Source organism: Nocardioides sp. CCNWLW239, from assembly GCF_037137035.1.
In the GTDB taxonomy this organism is placed as follows: Bacteria; Actinomycetota; Actinomycetes; order Propionibacteriales; family Nocardioidaceae; genus Nocardioides.
The window spans coordinates 1-19,912 of the sequence record NZ_JBBBNW010000004.1; the positions used below are offsets into that span (position 1 = coordinate 1).

Below are 19,912 nucleotides of genomic sequence, written 5' to 3' on the forward strand. Positions count from 1 at the left end.
CGCGGTGAGCGAACGGCCTCTTCTTTCGTTGACACACCCGGGCCGCCGCCCCGATAGCCAGCCAAATCTTTTCTCGATCTGGTCCGGGGTCCAGGACCGCCGAAGGCGGCCGGCGAAGCCGGCGCCCGAAGGGCGTCCTTGACGCCGGTCCAGATCGAGAAGACCCTCAAAGAAGGGTCGGCGGCCCACCCCAACCCCGAAGAACACCCCCACCGCAAACCCGACACCCGCTAGATTCCCCCGCGTGGCCCACTGGAAGACCATGGACGAGATCCTGGCGGCAAGAACAAGGTTCGAAAGCGCGATAGCAGGCTGGACACCACCAGCTGCCCACGGAGTAGGCCTGGTCCCATCGACCACCACCCCGGCTCCAGAACATTTTCCCCTGGTCAACGCCTACGGCCACCGCCTCCCAGCGGTCGTGATGGCGACGGTCGTCGGACACACGACCGGCACCGCGGCGTACAGACTCTCCCGGGAAGAGCTCGAGCAGGCGATCGAGCTGATCTCCCCGGCCGAGGCCTACACCGACTACGACCACCCCAACCTGTGGAGCTGGCGCGACAAGCTCCTGCCGGCGCTGACAGAGGATCCCGACGCCGAGGTGATCGCGGTCTTCATCGGTGACGAGCCGGAAACAGACCGAGATCCGGCGATCGACGCGTTCCGGGCGGCGTTTCCGGACCACGCCGTCGCGATCGCCGCCGCGACGGCGGGGGCGGCGGTGGTCAGGGACATGTACGGCACCGACCTGAGCCACTTCGACAAGTCTCCGACGGACTTCGCGACCGAGGCGGACCTCGCCTCGGAGAAGGCGATCCGGGAGACGATCGCGACGTACCGGCCCGATGATGCCTTCGAGGGCGAGGAGACCGGGAGCAGCGGGGACAGCCAGCGGCGGTGGCTGGTCGATCCGCTCTGCGGGACCCTCAACTACGCCGCCCAGACCCCGCTCGCCGCCGTGAACGTCGCGCTGGTGACACCCGACGGCGTCCAGGCGGCCGTCTCGGCGGACCCGATCAGCGAGGAGATCTTCTGGACCGACGGCACCGACGCCTGGGTCCGCAAGAGCGGTGGCGACACCGCCCTCTCTCCTACGCCGCGCACGCGACTTGTCGACATCCAGTGCGACGGAATGCTCGACCGGCCGTTCGTCGGCGGGCAGCTCGTCGCGGATCCGCGCCTGCGCGCCGAGTTCGGGCCACGGGTCATGTCTTCGACGCTCGCGGTCGCCTGGGTCGCGGCCGGCCGACGCGCGGCGTACGTCACCGACGGCTACCTCGAGGGCAGCGTCCACTTCACCGCGGGTATCGCGCTGTGTCAGGCCGCCGGCTGCATCGTGACCGACCTCGAGGGCAACAGGCTCCACACCGGCCGCGGCATGATCGCCGCGGCCGACGAGGTCACCCACCGGAAGCTGCTCGACCTCGTACGCCGGCACCTGGAGCAGACCAGCCGAAGCTGACCCGAGACGCTCAGCGCCCCATCAACGCATCCATCGCGACCGCGAGAGCAGCGGCGACCCGGAAGTCGACGCGCGGGTCGTGGACGGTGACGGTGTATTTGTCACGGAAGGCGAAGCGGCGCTCGATCGAGATCAGCGGCCGGCCCTCGGTGGACACATAGTCGAAGTGGACCGGGAGGAAGTCGGTCTCGGAGAAGCGGCGCAGGATGGCGACGAGCTGGTTGCGCTCCTGGCCGGTGCCGGCATAGCCGGGGCCCTCGACGTGGAAGGTCGAGCGCAGCAGGCTCTTGCCGAAGTCCTTGCGGAAGAACCCCAGCGCGGCACCGTTCGGGTCGGTGATGTCGTAGCCGGCGTTGAGATCCATGACCGCACGCGCCTTGAACGCGAAGACGGGCCGCGACTTCGACTCGTCGGCGTAGAACGTCACCTGTTCCTTGAACGCGAGCCGCTTCTGCTGCGCGAAGGCCAGCACCTGCCCTTCCGACCCGTCTGCGTTGGCGGCTTGGGCGACGTACTTGTTGGTGAAGGGTGTGACCTTCTGGCGGAGGAAGAAGCGGGGGACGTGATAGGGCTGCGGCGTCATGCGCGGCAACCTATCGCCCGTCAGCGCCGGCGCGCGACGAGATAGGCCTGCGGCGTCCGCTCCCAGTCCTCTGCGGAGCGCACGACGGTCGCGGTGACCTCGAACCCGGCCTCCTCGAGCAGCGCGCTGGTCGCCTCGACGGGGAGCCGGTAGCCGTCGAAGGTGACGTCGTGCCCGTAGGCGCCGATGTGACGCACGTGTTCGTCACCGACTTGGAACGCAGTCACGAAACGGCCGCCGCGCCGGGTGACCCGGGCGAGCTCGGCGATGACCGCGGGACGCCGCGACGGCGGGGTGTGGATGAGCGAGTACCAGGCCAGGACGCCGGCGAGCTCACCGTCGCGGAGCGGAAGCCGAGCCATGTCCCCCACCTCGAACCTGAGCGTCGGGTGGCGTTCCACGGCCTGCGCGATCATGCCCGTCGAGAGGTCGACCCCGAAGACATCGAGCCCGCGCTCGGCCAGGTAGGCGGTGATCCGCCCCGGGCCGCAGCCGATGTCGCCGACCAGCCCGCCGCCGTCCTTGCGTACGTAGGTGGCGAACGTGTCGAGCACCGCGGCGTCGAACGAGGTCTCCGTCACCGAGGGGTCCACGATCTCGGCATAGGCCTTCGAGACCGTGTCGTAGGCCGCCCGGGTCTCGGTGACGTCGTAGGGCTCGGTCACGGACGCCCTCTCAAACTGTGCTGATGCAGGAAGGCTCCGGTCATCGCCATCACCGACTCGGCCGCGGGGAACGTCTTCCCGTGGCGCCAGAAACCGTGGATCTGCCCCACCGCGCGGAACGCGACCACCTCGACGCCCAGGTCGGCCAGCCGGAGCGCGAAGTCCTCGTTCTCGTCGGTGAGGATGTCGCCCTCGGCGCTGACGATCAACGTCGGCGGCAGGCTGCGAAGCTCCTCGTCGGAGGCCAGGTAGGGGCCGAGATCGGGGTTGCGGAGATCGGCCTCGCTCGCGGCGTACTGCTTCCAGTACCACGCCGCCTCCTCGTTCCAGCCGTCCTCCATCGCGTAGCCCGGGGTGCTCATCGACGGGTCGAGGAACGGGTAGACGAGCACCATCGCGCCGAAGACGCCCGGGTTGCGCAGCGCCGCGACGAGCGCGAGGTTGCCGCCGGCGCTGTCGCCGTGGACGTAGGCCGGCAGCGTGCTCAGCAGCGGGTCGTTGCCCAGCCACTTGACGACCGTGTCGACGTCGTCGGGAGCCGCGGGATAGGGGTCCTCCGGAGGACGACGGTAGTCGACCGACAGCACCCGCAGCCCGGTCCGGTTGGCCAGCCGCCGGCACGCGGCGTCGTGGACCTCGACGTCGTTGAAGACGAACCCGCCGCCGTGCAGGTGGACGATCAGCCCCTCGCGTACGTCCTCGGGGGTGTAGAGCCGGCACGGCACGCCGTCGGCATCGATCCCGGCGACCTCCGCGACCTCTTCCTTGGCCTCGGCGGAGGCCACCTTGCGGGCCTCGGTGCGCTGAGCAGCGACGTCGACCTCCCAGACCGGCGGCGAGGCCTCCTCGGCAGCGATGGCACGGCGGGCGGCGGGGAAGAGTCGAACCATGTCAGAAGATTCCCACACGTATGGCTGTGGTGCATGCTGAGGCGCATGACAGCGGCTGGGGTCCTGGGAACCTCGATCTACATCATCGACCTCGCGGTCAAGATCGTCGCGCTGGGTGTCGTGCCGAAGAACCGGCGGCCGGGAACCGCGATGGCGTGGCTGCTGGCGATCTTCTTCATCCCGGGCCTCGGCCTGGTCGGCTACCTGCTGCTCGGTCAGACCCGGCTGGACCGACGGCGGCACGCCCGTCAGCGGGCTCTCAACGACGAGGTGACCGAGTACGTCCGCAGTCTGCCGAGGGTCCCGCACCCGAAGACGATCTCCCAGGTCGACGCGGCCACGATCGAGCTCAACGAGCGACTCGGTTCGCTGCCTGCCCGGGCCGGGAACCGGGTCGATCTGATCGACGACTACCACGCCTCGATCCAGGCGATGACGGCCGCCGTGGAGAAGGCCGAGACGTACGTGCACGTGCAGTTCTACATCACCGCGTGCGACCACGTCACCGAGCCGTTCTTCGACGCGCTCGACCGAGCCACCTCGCGCGGCGTACGCGTCCGGCTCCTCCTCGACCACCTCGGTTCCCGCGGTATCCCGGCCTGGCGCACGCTCGTGAAGCGGCTCGACGCGTCCGACATCGACTGGCACCCGCTGCTCCCCATCGACCTCCTGCGCGGCCAGATCCGCCGCCCCGACCTCCGCAACCACCGCAAGCTCCTCATCGTCGACGGCCGAGTCGCGTTCACGGGCTCGCAGAACCTCATCGAACCCGGCTACAACAAGCCGAAGAACCACCGCGCCGGCCGGGAGTGGGTCGAGCTGAGCGCACGGATCGAGGGGCCGCTGGTGAGGGCGCTGAACGTCGTGTTCGCCAGCGACTGGGACACCGAGACCGGCGAGCTGCTGCGCTCCGAGCTGGCCGCCCCAGCACCGCCCGCCGGCGACGTGACCGGACAGATCGTCCCCAGCGGGCCGGGTGTCGACGCCGAGAACAACCTGCGCGCCTTCACCCATCTCATGTATGCCGCCAAGAAGCGGATCTCGATCACCAGCCCCTATTTCGTGCCGGACGAGTCGCTGCTGTACGCCGTGACGACGGCCGCTCGCCGCGGTGTCGAGGTCGAGCTCTTCGTCAGCGAAGGCAAGGAGCAGTTCATGGTCTACCACGCCCAGCGCTCCTACTACGAGGCTCTCCTGGAGGCCGGGGTCCGCATCTACCTCTACCCCAAGCCCGCCGTCCTCCACTCCAAGCACTTCAGCATCGACGACGAGGTCGCCGTGCTCGGCTCGAGCAACATGGACATGCGCTCCTTCGCCCTCAACTACGAGGTCTCGTTGATGCTCTTCGACGGCGACCCGGTGGCGCAGCTGCGCAAGGTCGAGGACAGCTACCGGGCCATCTCCCGCGAGCTGCTGCTCGAGGAGTGGCTCGCTCGGCCCAAGATCGCGGCGTACGTCGACAACGTGCTGCGCCTCACCGCCGCGCTGCAATGAGGGTCTCCCCCGTCATCGGGTGAGTCTTCGGGGCGACCCGTCCACCAGGACGTACGCTCCGAACCCATGCACATGAACGCCCGAATCGTCGCTGTGCTCGCCCTCGTCTGCCTCGCTGCCACCGCGTGCGGCAGCAACGACGCCGACTCCGCGGAACAGGCCCCGAGCCCGGCCGCCTCCTCGAGCCCGTCACCGGCCGGGAGCGCCACCGAGACCGGCCAGCCCGCATCTGCCGGCTCGCCCACGGAGAAGGCCACGTGCGAGGGCCGTTACACCGACTACTCGGCTTCGGCGGTCGCCGACGCGTGCTACACCGACACCATCCTCTTCTTCCACGCGTCGTGGTGCCCGGAGTGCCGCGGGTTCGAGGAGGCCATCACGGGCGGCACGGTGCCTGGGGGCGCACAGATCCTGAAGGTCGACTACGACTCCGCGACCGACCTGCGCAAGAAGTACGAGGTGACGATCCAGTCGACCTTCGTGCGCGTCGACCCCTCGGGTGCCCGGGTCAAGCTCTGGTCGGGCTACGGGCAGGACAAGTCGGTCGACGCCATCCTCGAGAACACCCAGTGACCCTGCTGCTCGCCTCGTTCCTCGCCGGGGCGCTCTCGGTGCTCGCCCCGTGCGTGGTGGCGTTCGTGCCAGTGATCCTTTCCCGCGGGACGGGCGAGCGGCGGCCATGGGTCGCGGTGGCCGCGCTCGCTGTCTCGGTCATCGTGTTCAGCGTCGTGCTGAAGTCGACGACCCTGCTGATCGACGTGCCACCCCGGTTCTGGAGCGTCGTCTCCGGCGTGATCGTGGCACTCTTCGGCGTGGTGATGATCTGGCCCCGACTGTGGGACGCGGTGGCGTACCGACTGGGCTTCGGCTCTCGCGCGCAGGAGCGCCTGGCCCGGGCAAGCACTCGCGGCGGCATCGGCGGCGACATCCTCCTCGGTGCGAGCATGGGGCCGGTCTTCAGCGCCTGCAGCCCGACGTACGCGCTGATCGTGGCGGCGATCCTCCCGGCCGAGCCGTTGCGCGGACTCGGCTACCTGATCGCGTACGTCGCCGGCCTGACCCTCCTGCTGGCCGCGGTCATGGTGGGCGGCCGGGCGCTGCTCGCCCGCCTCCGGTGGGCGATCGACCCCGAGGGCGCCTTCCACAAGGTGCTCGGCGTCGTCCTGGTCCTCATCGGCGTCGCGATCGCGACCGGCCTCGACAAGACCCTGCTCACGCTTCTGGTCGACCAGGGCCTCTTCGACTGGCAGGTCGGCTTGGAGGGCCGACTCAGCACCGATCGATGACGGCGTCCCGGGCGGCCCGGAACGACCCGCCGCACAGGTGAGGAACCACCGAGACGCTGTCCATCTCGGAGGCGACGGCGACGTCGGCGGCGTAGCCCTTTGCTGTCAGCTCCCGGCCGCTGGCACAGGCATGGAGCGCGTCCGGGAGGTCGGCGGCGCGGAACGCGTCGCGCGCCACCGCGGCCTCGGGCGAGAGGTCGGCCGGGTCGAGGGCGTCCAGGACCGCGCCGGCGCCCCAGAGGTCCTCGACCGCCGGCCGGAGCGACCCGTCGGGCCAGCGCTCCCCCGACGCGACGACGCCGATGCTCGCACCTGCTGCGCAACGAGGCGCGAGCCACTCCGCGACCGCGGTGCGGTTGCGGAGCGAAGCACCGATCACCGAGGCCCCGCCGCCGGCGAGCATGCTGCTGATCGTCGAGCCGTTGGGCGAGGGCAGGACCAGGCGCCGGACCCCCTCGGCCTCACGCAGCGACGCAGGAGACAGCGATGGCCGCCCCGGCGCCGCGTCCTGCCTCTGGACCGCGAGCACCGCATCCTGCTCGTGGGCGTACGCCATCGCCCGGTCGTCCCGCCACCGGAAGGGGAAGACCTCGATCCCGCGCTCGACCGCGACGGTCAGCGTCGTGGTGAACGACAGCACGTCCACCACGACCGCGATGTCCACCGGCCCGATCACGTCGGCGCCCACCGGCCCCCAGTCGAACCGGACCTGATAGCGGTGCTGACGATGCTCGGGGTCGAAGGTGGCCACGTACAGAGGCTAGTCAGCGGTGGCGGTCGCGGGTCGACTATCGGTTCCGGGGTGGGCGCGGCGCTGTGGCGAGCGAGTGCTCACCGAGGTACCTCGGTGAGCACTCACTGTCTTCACGGAGTTCCACGAAGACAGTGACCGCCGACCGAGTTACCTCGGTGAGCATCCACCCACCCCGCCCGAGTTACCTCGGTAGCGCGTCCAGGATCAGCCGAGAACGGAGGCGATCTTGGGAGCGATCTCGCGCAGGGCGCGGCCGCGGTGGGAGATGGCGTCCTTCTCCTCGACCGACAGCTCGGCGGACGTACGTCCGTCCTCGGTGTCGTCGGCGACGAAGAGCACGTCGTAGCCGAAGCCGCCGGAGCCGCGGACCTCGCGGAGGACGCGGCCGTCCATCCGGCCCTCGACGACGATCTCACCGCCGGACCAGACGAACGCGATCACGCAGGCGAAGTGGGCGCCACGGCGCTCGTCGGGGACGTCGGAGAGCTGGGCGAGCAACAGCTCGTTGTTGCGGGAGTCCGACTTCGGGGGTCCGCCCCAGCGGGCCGAGAGCACGCCCGGCATCCCGTTCAGAGCGTCGACGCAGAGACCCGAGTCGTCCGCGACGGTCGGCAGGCCGGTGGCCTGGAAACCGGCCCTGGCCTTGATCAGCGCATTGCCCTCGAAGTCAGGCGCGTCCTCGACCGGCTCGTCGTAGTGGGTGACGTCGTCGAGGCCGACGACCGAGACGCCGGGCACCAGCGGCGAGAGGATCCGGAACATCTCCGCCAGCTTCTTGGCGTTGCGCGAGGCGACGTGGATGCTGGTCTCGTTCTTGGGCTCAGCCGGCAAGTGCGGCCTCCTGCAGCTTGGTCAGGTCGGCGCAGCCCTTCTCGCCCAGCGCCAGCAGGGCGTCGAGCTCGGCGCGGTCGAAGGCGACACCCTCGGCGGTGCCCTGCACCTCGACGAACTTGCCCTCGCCGGTCATCACGATGTTCATGTCGGTCTCGGCGCGGACGTCCTCCTCGTAGGGCAGGTCGAGCCGCGGCACGCCGTCGATGATCCCGACGGAGATCGCGGCGACGGAGCCGGTCAGCGCGTTCTGGACACCCAGCGAAGCGACGGCGTCGGCCAGCGCGACGTAGGCGCCGGTGATCGCCGCGGTGCGGGTGCCGCCGTCGGCCTGCAGCACGTCGCAGTCGATGTTGATCGTGTTCTCGCCGAGCGCCTTGTAGTCGATGACGGCGCGCAGCGAGCGCCCGACCAGGCGGGAGATCTCGTGCGTACGTCCACCGATCTTGCCCTTCACCGACTCGCGCGAGGAGCGCTCATGGGTGGCAGCGGGGAGCATCGCGTACTCCGCCGTCACCCAGCCCAGCCCGGAGCCCTTGCGCCAGCGCGGCACGCCCTCGGAGGCCGAGGCGGCGCACAGGACGCGGGTCTTGCCGAACTCGATGAGGACGGACCCGGCCGCGTGGTCGAGCCAGTTGCGGGTGATCTTGATGGGGCGCAGCTCGTCGTCGGCGCGCCCGTCAGCTCGTGTGGTCACGGGACCACCCTATGCAACGGTCTCCCGCTCGGGCCCACCGCTGGGTCGCGCCCACGCCCGGCGCACGACCCACGGTCCCAGATCCCGCGCCCGCCGTCCCATCCACGGCACCCCCTCGCCGGCCATCCAGGCCAGGTCCTGCCGCCAGCCGGTCGGCAGCCCGCCGGCCGGCTCCAGCGACGGCGGCTCGAAGGAGAAGCCGTACGTCACCAGCCGCTCCCCGAACGCACGGGCCATCCGCCGGTGGCCGAGCTCGGAGGGATGCAGCCGGTCGGCAGCCCAGAAGCGGCGCTCGTGCAGGTCGGGAACCGCCCCCAGGTCGAGCCGCAGGCCGCCGTAGGAGGCATGGACCTCGTCCCAGATGGCGTTCAGCTCAGCCGTACGCCGCTGGATCGACCGCTTCATCCAGCCGGGCATCGGCCACATCACCGAGTGGTCGTGGAAGCGCGCCGTCAGCAGCAGCGCGCCCTGCCCCGAGAGCGCGTCGGCGCAGGTCATCAGGTCGTTCCTCAGCCGGGTGACGTCCCAGCCGGAGCGCATCACGTCGTTGACACCGACGATCAGCGAGGCCACGTCGGGCCGGTGCGCCACCGCGTCGGCGAGCTGCTGCTCGACCACCACGGTCGACGTCGCCCCGATCACCGCGGTGTTGCAGAAGGAGATGTCGTACGTCTGTCCCAGAGCCTCGGCGAGCAGCCGGGCCCATCCTCGCCAACCCTCGACAGTGGGGTCGCCGAGGCCAACGGTGGCGCTGTCGCCCAGCGCCGCGTATCGCAGGTAGGTGCCCACGGCACACCACGCTGACGGGGGTGGGTGCCGAAGCACCCACCCCCGCGTGTCGTGTCGCGAACAGTCCGATGAACTACTTCAGCTCGGACTTGAGGACGCGCATCGTGCCGAGCACCAGCGGGAGCCCGACCCACAGCGCGATCGAGGTGAACAGCCTGGCGATGCCGAGCGCGCCGTCCTCGACGGTGAGTCCGGCCGCCTGCATCTGGTCAGGAGCGATGAACGGCATCATCGCGACCTGCATCGAGATCCACGGGAAGAGGCTCTGCGCCCAGTCGAAGACGAAGTAGAGCGCGCTGAAGATCGAGGCCTCGAGGATCAGCGTGTAGCCGTAGTAGATGACCAGGGCGGCCGGGGTGTTGAGCAGCAGCATCGCCAGACCGAAGCCCATGAGCAGGTAGAGGATCTGCGTCGCCAGGGTCCAGGCGAGCGCCTCACCGGTCACGTTCCAGGTCGGGTCCGACCCGGCGATCGCCGCGCCGAGAACGGTGCCGAGGGCACCGACGCCGACGGCCACGGCCATGGTCACGACGCCAAGGACGAAGACCGCGAGAAGCTTCGCGAAGACGACCTTGAGCCGGCTGGGCTCGAGGGTGAAGGTGACCATGTGGGTGCGCTGGCCCCACTCCTGGGTCACGATCATGATCGCCAGCACCGGCACCAGCAGGGAGACCGGGAAGGAGAGCGCGCTCATCCAGGTCGTCGCGTCCAGCGCAGCCATGTCGGAGAGCGCGGTGACGAGCAGGATGATCGCCGCGACCAGCGCGATGAGGCCACCGGTGATCATCAGCATGACGCGACCGGCACGGGTGTCGGTCATCTTGCGCCACTCGACCATCACCAGGCGCCCGAACGGCACCTTGGTGGCTGTGGGCAACGGGGTCGACGGCGCTACGGATACGGCGCTCATGCGGAGGCTCCTTCGGCGTGGATCTGGGTGGTGCTCTCGCGCTGGGTCTCGGCGGTGAGCTGCAGGAAGATGTCCTCGAGCCCGGCGCCGCCGTCACGCAGGTCGGTGAGCACGACGTTGGACTCCAGCGCCGCCTTGCCCACCTCGGCCGGCGCCGCGGAGACCCGCATGCCGGTGCCGATCGGCTCGACGCTGTAGCCCTTGGCCTTGAGCGCGACGGTGAGCGCCTCGTTGTCCAGGGAGGTGACCAGCGACTGGCCGGCGCTGCCGTGGCCGGAGAGGATGGTGTCCTTGGTGCCCTCGGCCACGATGCGGCCGTTGCCGATGAGGATCAGCTCGTCGGCGATCTGCTCGACCTCGTGCAGCAGGTGGGAGGAGAGCAGGACGGTGCCGCCACGGTCGGCGTACTCCTTCAGCAGGCCACGCATCCAGCGGATGCCCGCCGGGTCGAGACCGTTGGCCGGCTCGTCCAGGATCAGCACCTTGGGGTCACCGATCAGCGCGTGGGCGATGCCGAGGCGCTGCTTCATGCCCAGGGAGTAGTTCTTGATCCGGCGCTTCGCCTCCGACGGCGTCAGCGAGACCAGCTCGAGCATCTCGTCGACGCGCGACTTGGGCAGGCCCATCGTCATCGCGGCGAGCGTCAGCACCTCGCGGCCGGTGCGGCCGTCGTGCTGGGCGCTGGCGTCGAGCAGCACGCCGACGTGGCGGCCCGGGTTGGGGAGGTCGGCGTAGAGGCTGCCGTTGATCGTTGCCCGCCCCTTGGTGGGGTTGGTCAGTCCGACCATGATGCGCATGGTGGTCGACTTGCCGGCGCCGTTCGGGCCGAGGAAGCCGGTGACTTTGCCGGCCTCGGCGGTGAACGACACGTCGTCGACCGCGGTGAAGGGCCCGTAGACCCTCGTCAGTCCTTCGACTTTGATCATGACGTACATCCTGCCGTGCCACGGACCGGAACGGCATCGGACATACGGATGACCTTCGCCCCGACGAAAGTATGGGGCCGGTCGCGACCGCGGCATCGGGCCCGCCGGGCGCCGGTTCATTAACGTGTACGTCGTGCAGCAACGCTCCCCCGACGACTATCAGCCACGCCTGAGCGGGTGGGGGCATGTCTGGCGCTATCTCGTCGCGCTGGGGATCAGTGCTCTCGGTTTCACGAGCAGCGTCAGCGGGTGGCCCGACTGGCGTTTCGCGCTCGACATCGTCCTGGGCCTCATCAGCCTGGTCCTGGTCTTCTGGCGGCGCCGGTGGCCGGTCGCGATCGCCACGTTCACCACCGTCGCGGCGTCGGTCTCGCTCCTCTCAGCCGGCGCCTCCGCGCTCGCACTCGTCTCCTTGGCCACCCGCCGCCGCTGGCGTGAGATCATCCCGATCTCGCTGCTCAGCCTGGCTTCGGGCATGTTCTGGTTCGCGTTCATGGACACCGCGACGTCCTCGGACGACCCGACCCCGGCCGTCGCCATGTGGGGACTCAACATCGGCGTCAACGTCGCAGTCATCGCCGCTCTGGTCGCCTGGGGCATGTACATCGGCTCGCGCCGCGAGCTGATCGCCACGCTCCGAGTCCGTGCCGAGACCGCCGAGGCCGAGCAGGCTCTGCGCGTCGCCCAGGCCCGCGAGACCGAGCGCCGACGGATCGCCCGCGAGATGCACGATGTGCTCGCCCACCGGATCTCCCACATCTCGATGCAGGCCGGAGCGCTCGCCTACCGCGAGGATCTCTCCGCCGACCAGATCCGGAGCGAGGTCAGCACCATCCGCGACGGCGCCCACCGGGCGCTCGAGGACCTGCGTACGGTGCTCGGCGTGCTGCGTGGCAACGGCGAGGATCCCGAGACCGCGCCCCAGCCGACGTACGCCGATCTCGACCGTCTTGTCGAGGAGGCCCGCGTCGGCGGCATGAACATCACCTTCGAGGACGACGTCGAGGGCTCGCCGCCCGAGGCGGTCGGGAGGTCGATCTACCGGGTCGTGCAGGAGGGCATCACCAATGCCCGCAAGCATGCGCCCGGGGCGGCGCTGCGGGTGTCTCTGCAGGGCTCCGAGGAGCACGGGATCGAGGTCGTGCTGCGCAACCGGCTCGGCTTCGACTCCAACACCCCCGGCTCCGGTCTCGGGCTGATCGGGCTCACCGAGCGGGTCGATCTGGCCGGCGGACGGCTCGCGCACCGCACGGAAAAGGATGTCTTCATCCTCGAAGCGTGGCTACCGTGGGGCCAGTGAACAGCCCAGAGGCCTCCAACAGCCCGGTCAAGATCAAGGTGGGGATCGTCGACGACGACCCCCTCGTGCGCTCAGCCCTCGGGCTGATGCTCGGCGGCCAGGCCGACATCGAGGTCGTCGGCGAAGCGACCGACGGCCAGGAGGCGCTCGCGCTGGTGCGTACGTCCGGCCCTGACGTGGTGCTGATGGACATCCGGATGCCGCGGGTCAACGGCCTGGAGGCGACCCGTCGACTCCTGGCGGAGACCCGGTCGCCGCACGTGATCGTGCTGACCACCTTCGGTGCGGACGAGTACGTCGTCGACGCGCTCGCGGCCGGCGCCGACGGGTTCCTGCTCAAGGACACCCCGCCGCCCGAGATCGTCGCGGCGATCCGTGCGGTCATGGCCGGGGAGCCGATCCTCTCTCCCCGGGCCACCCGCACCCTGATCACCCGGCTCCGGGCCGAGCCGACCGGCGACCGCGCCGCTGCCGCCGCGCGCCGGCTCGAGGCCCTCACCGAGCGCGAGCACGAGGTCGCGCTCGCCGTCGGGCGCGGCCTCAGCAACGCCGAGATCGCCAAGGAGCTCTACCTCTCCATCCCGACCGTGAAGGCGCACGTCTCGCGGCTGTTCGACAAGCTCGGCGCCACCAACCGCGTCCAGATCGCGATCACCGTCCACGACGCCGGGCTGGTCTGAGCGACCGTCACGCGGAACGACTGGATCTCGACCCGCTCGATCTCTTCGCGTTGTGACCCCGCTCGTTCCTCGCGGGGCCACAGGCTCAGACGTTGTAGACAGCGCCCGTCGCCGCCAGCTCGAGCGGCCCTTCGTAGGCCGACCGCGCCTCGCGGAGCGCGTCGGCTGAGTCGTGCCAGGGCGGGACGTGGGTGACGACCAGCTTCTTCACGTGCGCCTTGGTGGCGTACTCCCCCGCATGGACGCCGGTGATGTGCACCCCGGGCGGGTTGTCGACGCCGTCGCGGAAGGCGGCCTCGCAGACGAACAGGTCGGCGTCGGTGGCGATGTCGAGCAGCGCCTCGGTCTCAGCGGTGTCGCCGCTGTAGGCGATGACCTTGCCGTTCGCCTCGATCCGGAGGCCATAGGCATCGACCGGATGCTCCACGGCCGTCGGGATGATCGTGAACGGACCGAGATGGATCGGCCCGGTGTAGGTCGAGAACGCGAACTCCTCACGCATCCCGGGGCGCTTGGGGAGGTCGTAGGCCTTGGCCAGGCGACGACCGGTGCCCTTGGGGCCGTAGACCGGGATCGGCGGCTGCGGGCCGGTCGGGTGCCACTTGCGCAGGACGTAGTAGGAGGTCATGTCGACGCAGTGGTCGGCGTGCAGGTGGGAGATCAGGACGGCGTCGATCAGCAGCGGGTCGACGTAGCGCTGCAGGACGCCGAGTGCGCCGTTGCCCATGTCGAGCACGATCCGCCAGGTCCGCCCCTCCGCATCGTCGGCCTCGACGAGGTAGCAGGAGGCAGGGCTGTCGGGGCCGGGGTAGGAGCCCGAGCACCCGATGACGGTCAGCCGCATCCCGGAGGTCATTCCCGGCCTCCGGTGGTCAGTCCGCCGGCGAACTGTTGGGCGGCCGCGAGCTCGGGGCCGAGGAACCGGGCGCCGATCGCCTTGAACTCGGCGGGGTTGCCGGTGGTGAGGAACGTGTAGGTCGGCTCGCCGGTCTCGCGCATCAGGTCGTGCTCGGCGAGGACACGGTAGACGTCCTTCGCCGACTCCTCGGCACTGCTGACCAGGGTCACGTTGTCGCCCATCACATAAGAGATCACACCAGTCAGGAGCGGATAGTGGGTGCACCCGAGGATCAGCGTGTCGACCCCGGCGCTCGTCAGCGGGTCCAGATACTCGTGCGCGGCGGCGAGGAGCTCGTCGCCGCCGGTGATGCCGGCTTCGACGAAGGGGACGAACTGCGGGCACGCCTGGGTGTGCAGCGAGACGTGGGGCGCGGCGGCGAAAGCGTCGTCGTAGGCCATCGACTCGGCCGTCGCGTGGGTGCAGATGACCCCGATCCGGCCGGTGCGGGAGGCGGCGACGGCGCGTCGGGTCGCCGGCAGGATCACCTCGACGACGGGCAGCGGCTTATAGCGCTCGCGGGCGTCACGCAGCATCGCCGCCGAGGCCGAGTTGCAGGCGATGACGAGGGCTTTCACGCCCTGGTCGACGAGATGGTCGAGGCACTCCAGGGCATACTCGCGCACCTCGGCGATCGGCTTGGGGCCATAGGGGGCGCGGGCGGTGTCGCCGACGTACAGGATCGACTCGTGGGCGAGCTGGTCGATCACCGACCGTGCCACGGTGAGACCGCCGAAGCCCGAGTCGAAGATCCCGATCGGGGCGTCGCGGTCGGGCCGGGCTGAACCCGGCGATGAGGGCGAACCCAGTGACGAGACGGACTGCACGATCGTCAAGGCTAGGCCCAAGGACCGCCTTTTCGCAGTGCTGGGGGTCACTCGAGACATACCCGAGATCCATCTCACGTTCATGAGCAGGGCGATTCGTCGGGGTTAACGTCCGGTTATGACGATTTCGCGGAGCTCGCTGGTGCTGGCCGTCCTGTTCGCCCTGCTGGGCGTCGTCTTCACCGTCGTCGAGCTGCCCGGGCGTCCGGCGGACGCGGCCACCACGAAGCGCGTCGTGGCGATCTCTGTCGACGGGCTGAGCGTGACCGCGATCGAGCGGCTCGGCCCGGGCAACCTGCCGCATCTCTACCGGTTGATGCGCGGCGGTGCCTCGACCCGCGAGGCCCGCAGCGAGTACGAGCAGAACGTCACCCTGCCCAACCACACCTCGATGGTCACCGGCCGCCCGATCACCCGGTCCGCGCACGGCCACGGAGTCACCTGGAACGACGACCGGCGCTGGATGACGGTGCAGGAGGCCGCCGGGCATCCGGTCTCGTCGGTCTTCAGCCAGGTCGAGCGGACCGGCCGGAGCAGCGCCCTGTTCGCCTCGAAGTCGAAGTTCGGCCTCTTCGACCGTTCCTGGCCTTCGATCGACCGGTTCGTGGTCGACGGCGACGCCGACCTGGTCGACCGGGCGGCCGCCGACCTGAGGAAGAACAGGCGCGCCTTCACCTTCGTCCACCTCGGCTCCCCGGACCACTACGGCCACCGCGACGGCGGGATGAGCGCGGCCTATCGCGCCTCGGTGATCCGCACCGATGCCCGCATCGGCAGGCTGCTGAAGGCGATCGACTCCTCGGCGGCGCTGCGCGGATCGACGTACGTCGTCCTGACCGCGGACCACGGCTTCCAGTCCGCCGCCACGAACCACAGCGCCCATCTCTACCCGAACTACCGGATCCCGTTCGTCGTGTGGGGTCCCGGCGTCGCTCGGGGCGCCTCGCTCTACCGGCTCAACCCCGATTACCGAGCACCGGGGACGACCCGGCCGGCGTACGCCGGTGCGCAGCCGATCCGCAACGGCGACCTCGCCAACCTGGCCCTCGACCTGCTCGGCCTGGGCCCGATCCCCGGCAGCACGCTGAACTCGACCCAGTCACTGGACATTCGCTGAGCGTTCGTCCGCAGGGTCATCGGATTCACTTAGGGTGTGCCGGTGCGTCGCCTCTTTCCCCTTGTCTCCGTCGGTGTCTTCATCGCCGTCGTGCTCGTCGTGGCCCTCACCGCGCTCCCCGGACGCAACGGCAGCGACGGAGACGACGGCGGCGACCGTGCGAAGCGTGAGCCCGCGCAGGTCGACCGGAAGGTGCTCGCGATCTCGATCGACGGGTTCAACCCGGACGCGCTGACGAGACTCGGCCCGGCGAAGACACCCCACATCCATCGACTGATCGACGAGGGTGCCTCGACGCTCAACGCCCGCACGGCGTACGAGAAGAACATCACCCTGCCCAACCACACCGGGATGGTCACCGGCGACCCGATCGCCGCCGACGACGGCGGCCACGGGGTCACCTGGAACGTCGGCGACCCGTCGAAGTCGGTCGCGCCCGACGAGGAGTCGATGTTCACCGTCGCCCACGAGGCCGGGCTCAGCACCGGGGTCTTCGTGACCAAGCAGAAGTTCGAGCTGTGGCAGCGGGCCTGGGAGGACGACATCGACCTCTACGTGCCGATCGACGACCACGATCAGCTGGTGCCGGCGGCCGCGAAGGACCTCGCCTCCGAGCAGCGGGACCTCACCTTCGTACATCTCTCGCTCCCGGACGTCGCCGGGCACAAGTCCGGCGGGATGTCGCCGGAGTATCTGGAGGCCGTCGAAGAGTCCGACCGGCAGGTCGGTGAGCTCCTCGACGTCGTCGATGGCGACGCCGGGCTCGCGAAGGACCTGGACGTCATCCTGACCGCCGACCACGGCTTCAAGCCCGGGGTCACCAACCACTCCGAGAAGGTCTACGAGAATTACCGGATCCCGTTCGTCGTGTGGGGTCCCGACGCCGGTGCCGGGAAGGACCTCTACGAGCTCAACACCGACGACTACCGCGACCCGGGCACGGGCCGTCCGAGCTACGAAGGTCCTCAGCCCGTACGCAACGCCGACCTCGGCAACCTGGCCCTGGACCTCCTCGGTCTCGGGCCCATCGAGACCAGCGACATCGGTGAGGACCAGACGCTCGACGTCAGCTGACCCGAGCTTGTCGATACGACCGCAAGGAAACACACCCCTGGGGTACCTTCGCAACGTAACCGTGCGAAGGAGCGTGAATGTCAGTCAGTCGGATCGCTCGAGCTTCCCTCCACCGGGGCCGGCGCACCCAGCGGGTCACGATCGTCGGTGCCGGGATCGGTGGCCTGGCCCTGGCCGTCGAGCTACGCCGCCTCGGCATCGAGGTCGAGGTGTACGAGGCCGCCTCCGACCCGCATCCGACCGGCGACGCCGTGCTGCTCCCGGCCAACGCGACCAGGCTGATCGAGCACCTCGGCCTCGGGCCCGCACTCGAGAAGACTTCGGCGAGGATCGACGGGCTGGTCTGGCGCGACGGCCACACCGGCGCCACGATCGGCCGACTGCTCGCCGACCAGGAAGCGGCTCGCTCGGGCGCGCCCTGCTACGGCATCCGTCACGCCGAGCTGCAGGCGCTCCTGGGCGAGGCGTTCGGCAGCGACGGTCTCCACCTCGGCCACCGCCTCGTCGGGATCACCACGACCGACGACGGCCCGGCTCTCCTCGAGTTCGCCGGCGGAGAGTCGGCCGAGGCCGATCTGGTCATCGGCGCCGACGGCGCCCGCTCGGTGCTGCGGGAGCTCGTCGTCGGCTATGACGACGCCCAGTTCTCCGGCTGCGTGGCGTGGCACGGGATCGTGCCGCGCTCACACCTCACCCTGCTCCCCGACCCGGGCCACCTCCAGTTGTGGATGGGCGCCGACGGCCATCTGATGCACCACCCCATCGGTGATGGCGACCATGCCTTCCTCCTGGTCAAGCGGCAGATCGGCCCGTGGACACCGGAGTCGTGGTCGTGGTCGTCCGACCCGGACGAGCACATCCATGCCTACGCCGGCTGGCACCCCGCCCTGGTCCAGCTGATCTCCGCGGCGCCGGCCTCGGAGCGCTCGGCGCTCTTCCACCGGCCGCCCCTGACCAGCTGGTCGCACGGCCGTGTCACCCTGCTGGGCGATGCCGCCCATCTGATGGCTCCCCACCACGCTCAGGGCGCCGCCCAGGCGATCGAGGATGCCGTCGTCCTCGCCGGCTGCCTCGCGGCCGACGACGACTGGGACCGCGCCCGGACGACCTACGAGCTTCGCCGCCGCGACCGCGTCCGCCGGATCCAGGTCGCCTCGCTGACCGCCGCGGATGTCCTCCATCTCCCCGACGGACCCCGCGCCCAGGCCCGCAACAAGCGCCTCGGGGCGCCCGGTGCGTACGAGCGTCATCTCGCCTGGATCCACGACCACGACGTGACCGCCCCCGGCCGGCCGTAACCCTGGCGACCGGTCCCGCGTTCACTGGAGGTGAAAGCGTTTCTGGGGCCGACGGTCTCCGTGGCGCTCGGGATCTGGCTGCTGTACGCATCGGCCGTCGCCGTAGCGCTGGTCCAGCTCGTCTCCGCCCCGGAGCCCAGCAGCGCGCCCTCCGACCATCCGCCCGCGTCCGGAAGCCCGGCCGCGCTCATCGAGAAGCACGACTGCTGTAGCGGTGACGCCCCGCTCGACATGGTCGGCAAGGTCCCTGCTCACGCCATCGTCGCCACCGGCGCGACGCCGCGCTACGTCGGTCCTGACCTCACCGGCAAAGCCCTCGAGCAGGTCTTCGCCGGCGAGGACCACGGTCTCGTCGTCTACGCCTTCTGCCGGTGAGCAGCCACCTAGGCGACAGCGTGCAGCTCGAACCTGAGCCCTAACGCGTTGGTCAGGCCCAGAGCTGGCCCTCGAGGCCTTCCTCGGCCTCGTCGATGGTGCCTTCGTACGCCCCGGTGGAGAGGTATTTCCAACCGCCGTCGGCGACGACGAAGGCGATGTCGGCCTTCTCGCCGGCCTTGAGGGACTTGGCGGCCTGGGCGAGGGCGGCGTGGAGGATCGCGCCGGTGGAGATGCCGGCGAAGATGCCTTCGAGCTCGAGGAGCTCACGCACCCGCCTGACCGCATCGCGCGGTCCCACCGAGAAGCGGGCGTCGATGAGGGAGGCGTCGTAGAGCTCGGGGACGAAGCCCTCGTCGAGGTTGCGCAGGCCGTAGACGAGCTCGCCGTAGCGCGGCTCGGCCGCGACGATGCGTACCTCCGGCTTGGCGGCGCGGAAGTAGCGGCCGACGCCCATGAGCGTGCCGGTGGTGCCGAGCCCGGCGACGAAGTGGGTGATCGAGGGGAGGTCGGCGAGCAGCTCGGGGCCGGTGCCCTCCTCGTGCGCGAGCGCGTTGGCGGCGTTGCCGTACTGGTAGAGCATCTCCCAGTCGGGGTGCTCGGCGGCGAGGCGCTTGGCGACCCGGACGGCCTCGTTGGAGCCGCCGGCGGCGGGCGAGGAGACGATCTCGGCGCCCCACATCCGCAGCAGCTGGCGCCGCTCCTCGGAGGTGTTCTCGGGCATCACGCACACGATCCGGTAGCCCTTGAGCTTGGCCGCCATCGCCAGCGAGATGCCGGTGTTGCCGGAGGTCGGCTCCAGGATCGTGCAGCCCGGGCGGAGCCTGCCGTCCTTCTCGGCCTCCTCGACCATGCGAAGAGCCGGGCGGTCCTTGATCGAGCCGGTCGGGTTCCGGTCCTCGAGCTTGGCCCACAGACGTACGTCGGGCGAGGGCGAGAGGCGGGGCAGGCCCACCAGTGGAGTGCCACCGACCGACGCCAGCAGGTTGTCGTAGCGCATGAGGTCAATGGTCGCATCAACCGATCGGCTGATGCCCACTCGCGCCGATCGCC

General features: G+C 69.9%; 22 protein-coding genes. 10 read left to right on the forward strand and 12 right to left on the reverse strand.

From position 1 onward, the window contains the following. Positions 1-244 precede the first annotated feature (244 nt). Positions 245-1,465, forward strand: coding sequence for an inositol monophosphatase family protein (locus WBG06_RS16945; RefSeq protein WP_336738082.1), 1,221 nt, complete (start codon positions 245-247; stop codon positions 1,463-1,465). 10 nt (positions 1,466-1,475) lie between these two features. On the opposite strand, the gene WBG06_RS16950 is transcribed toward WBG06_RS16945, so the two are convergent. The 3 genes from WBG06_RS16950 to WBG06_RS16960 are packed head-to-tail and all read right to left on the reverse strand — an operon-like array spanning position 1,476 to position 3,603. Next, positions 1,476-2,048, reverse strand: coding sequence for a hypothetical protein (locus WBG06_RS16950; protein ID WP_336738083.1), 573 nt, complete (start codon positions 2,046-2,048; stop codon positions 1,476-1,478). Positions 2,049-2,068: 20 nt separating this feature from the next. Beyond that, positions 2,069-2,713, reverse strand: coding sequence for a class I SAM-dependent methyltransferase (locus WBG06_RS16955; RefSeq protein ID WP_336738084.1), 645 nt, complete (start codon positions 2,711-2,713; stop codon positions 2,069-2,071). Further along, positions 2,710-3,603, reverse strand: a complete 894-nt coding sequence (locus WBG06_RS16960; protein WP_336738085.1) for an alpha/beta hydrolase — start codon at positions 3,601-3,603, stop codon at positions 2,710-2,712. Before WBG06_RS16960 ends, WBG06_RS16955 begins: the two co-directional genes overlap by 4 nt. A 45-nt stretch (positions 3,604-3,648) precedes the next feature. On the opposite strand from WBG06_RS16960, the gene cls reads away from it, so the two are divergent. The 3 genes from cls (at position 3,649) to WBG06_RS16975 (ending at position 6,383) form a co-directional block, all read left to right on the forward strand. Then, complete coding sequence (cls, locus tag WBG06_RS16965) at positions 3,649-5,097, forward strand: cardiolipin synthase (protein WP_336738086.1); 1,449 nt, start codon at positions 3,649-3,651, stop codon at positions 5,095-5,097. Between the two features lie 72 nt (positions 5,098-5,169). Next, the gene (locus WBG06_RS16970) at positions 5,170-5,670 is read left to right on the forward strand and encodes a thioredoxin family protein (protein WP_336738087.1); all 501 of its coding nucleotides are present in this window, start codon (positions 5,170-5,172) and stop codon (positions 5,668-5,670) included. Continuing rightward, on the forward strand, positions 5,667-6,383 hold the full coding sequence (locus WBG06_RS16975) for an urease accessory protein UreH domain-containing protein (RefSeq protein WP_336738088.1): 717 nt from the start codon (positions 5,667-5,669) through the stop codon (positions 6,381-6,383). The genes WBG06_RS16970 and WBG06_RS16975 overlap by 4 nt, the downstream gene beginning before the upstream one ends. Here WBG06_RS16975 and WBG06_RS16980 read toward each other — a convergent pair. The 6 genes from WBG06_RS16980 to WBG06_RS17005 all read right to left on the reverse strand — a co-directional run bounded on the left by WBG06_RS16980 (position 6,367) and on the right by WBG06_RS17005 (position 11,290). Next, the gene (locus WBG06_RS16980) at positions 6,367-7,134 is read right to left on the reverse strand and encodes a 2-phosphosulfolactate phosphatase (RefSeq protein ID WP_336738089.1); all 768 of its coding nucleotides are present in this window, start codon (positions 7,132-7,134) and stop codon (positions 6,367-6,369) included. The two genes, WBG06_RS16975 and WBG06_RS16980, sit on opposite strands and share 17 nt — an antisense overlap. Positions 7,135-7,341: 207 nt before the next feature. Beyond that, positions 7,342-7,968: an RdgB/HAM1 family non-canonical purine NTP pyrophosphatase gene (rdgB, locus tag WBG06_RS16985; protein WP_336738090.1), complete on the reverse strand. Its 627-nt coding sequence runs from the start codon at positions 7,966-7,968 to the stop codon at positions 7,342-7,344. Next, a complete protein-coding gene (rph, locus tag WBG06_RS16990) occupies positions 7,958-8,665 on the reverse strand; it encodes a ribonuclease PH (RefSeq protein ID WP_336738091.1) in 708 nt (235 codons plus the stop codon). Before rph ends, rdgB begins: the two co-directional genes overlap by 11 nt. A 9-nt stretch (positions 8,666-8,674) precedes the next feature. After that, positions 8,675-9,454, reverse strand: coding sequence for an SGNH/GDSL hydrolase family protein (locus WBG06_RS16995; RefSeq protein ID WP_336738092.1), 780 nt, complete (start codon positions 9,452-9,454; stop codon positions 8,675-8,677). 73 nt (positions 9,455-9,527) lie between these two features. After that, positions 9,528-10,364, reverse strand: coding sequence for an ABC transporter permease (locus tag WBG06_RS17000; protein ID WP_336738093.1), 837 nt, complete (start codon positions 10,362-10,364; stop codon positions 9,528-9,530). Next, a complete protein-coding gene (locus tag WBG06_RS17005) occupies positions 10,361-11,290 on the reverse strand; it encodes an ABC transporter ATP-binding protein (protein ID WP_336738094.1) in 930 nt (309 codons plus the stop codon). The genes WBG06_RS17000 and WBG06_RS17005 overlap by 4 nt, the downstream gene beginning before the upstream one ends. A gap of 133 nt (positions 11,291-11,423) precedes the next feature. Between WBG06_RS17005 and WBG06_RS17010 the strand changes: the two genes are divergently transcribed. Next, the gene (locus tag WBG06_RS17010; protein ID WP_336738095.1) at positions 11,424-12,590 is read left to right on the forward strand and encodes a sensor histidine kinase; all 1,167 of its coding nucleotides are present in this window, start codon (positions 11,424-11,426) and stop codon (positions 12,588-12,590) included. A gap of 86 nt (positions 12,591-12,676) precedes the next feature. Continuing rightward, a complete protein-coding gene (locus WBG06_RS17015) occupies positions 12,677-13,270 on the forward strand; it encodes a response regulator (protein ID WP_442945477.1) in 594 nt (197 codons plus the stop codon). An 85-nt stretch (positions 13,271-13,355) separates the two neighbouring features. Here WBG06_RS17015 and WBG06_RS17020 read toward each other — a convergent pair whose 3' ends face one another. Together WBG06_RS17020 and murI are read right to left on the reverse strand one after the other, a co-directional pair. Then, a complete protein-coding gene (locus WBG06_RS17020; RefSeq protein WP_336738098.1) occupies positions 13,356-14,126 on the reverse strand; it encodes an MBL fold metallo-hydrolase in 771 nt (256 codons plus the stop codon). After that, positions 14,123-14,995: a glutamate racemase gene (gene murI, locus WBG06_RS17025; RefSeq protein WP_336738099.1), complete on the reverse strand. Its 873-nt coding sequence runs from the start codon at positions 14,993-14,995 to the stop codon at positions 14,123-14,125. Before murI ends, WBG06_RS17020 begins: the two co-directional genes overlap by 4 nt. Positions 14,996-15,113: 118 nt before the next feature. On the opposite strand from murI, the gene WBG06_RS17030 reads away from it, so the two are divergent. The 4 genes from WBG06_RS17030 to WBG06_RS17045 all read left to right on the forward strand — a co-directional run bounded on the left by WBG06_RS17030 (position 15,114) and on the right by WBG06_RS17045 (position 18,859). Further along, on the forward strand, positions 15,114-16,112 hold the full coding sequence (locus WBG06_RS17030; RefSeq protein ID WP_336738101.1) for an alkaline phosphatase family protein: 999 nt from the start codon (positions 15,114-15,116) through the stop codon (positions 16,110-16,112). 42 nt (positions 16,113-16,154) lie between these two features. Further along, a complete protein-coding gene (locus tag WBG06_RS17035) occupies positions 16,155-17,186 on the forward strand; it encodes an alkaline phosphatase family protein (protein WP_336738102.1) in 1,032 nt (343 codons plus the stop codon). Between the two features lie 77 nt (positions 17,187-17,263). Next, positions 17,264-18,484 carry an FAD-dependent monooxygenase gene (locus tag WBG06_RS17040; protein WP_336738103.1) on the forward strand — a complete coding sequence of 407 codons (1,221 nt, stop codon included), beginning with the start codon at positions 17,264-17,266 and terminating at the stop codon, positions 18,482-18,484. A gap of 30 nt (positions 18,485-18,514) precedes the next feature. Next, positions 18,515-18,859, forward strand: coding sequence for a hypothetical protein (locus WBG06_RS17045; RefSeq protein ID WP_336738104.1), 345 nt, complete (start codon positions 18,515-18,517; stop codon positions 18,857-18,859). 52 nt (positions 18,860-18,911) lie between these two features. On the opposite strand, the gene WBG06_RS17050 is transcribed toward WBG06_RS17045, so the two are convergent. Then, entirely contained in the window at positions 18,912-19,859 is a 948-nt protein-coding gene (locus tag WBG06_RS17050; RefSeq protein ID WP_336738105.1) for a PLP-dependent cysteine synthase family protein, read from the reverse strand. Positions 19,860-19,912 lie beyond the last annotated feature (53 nt).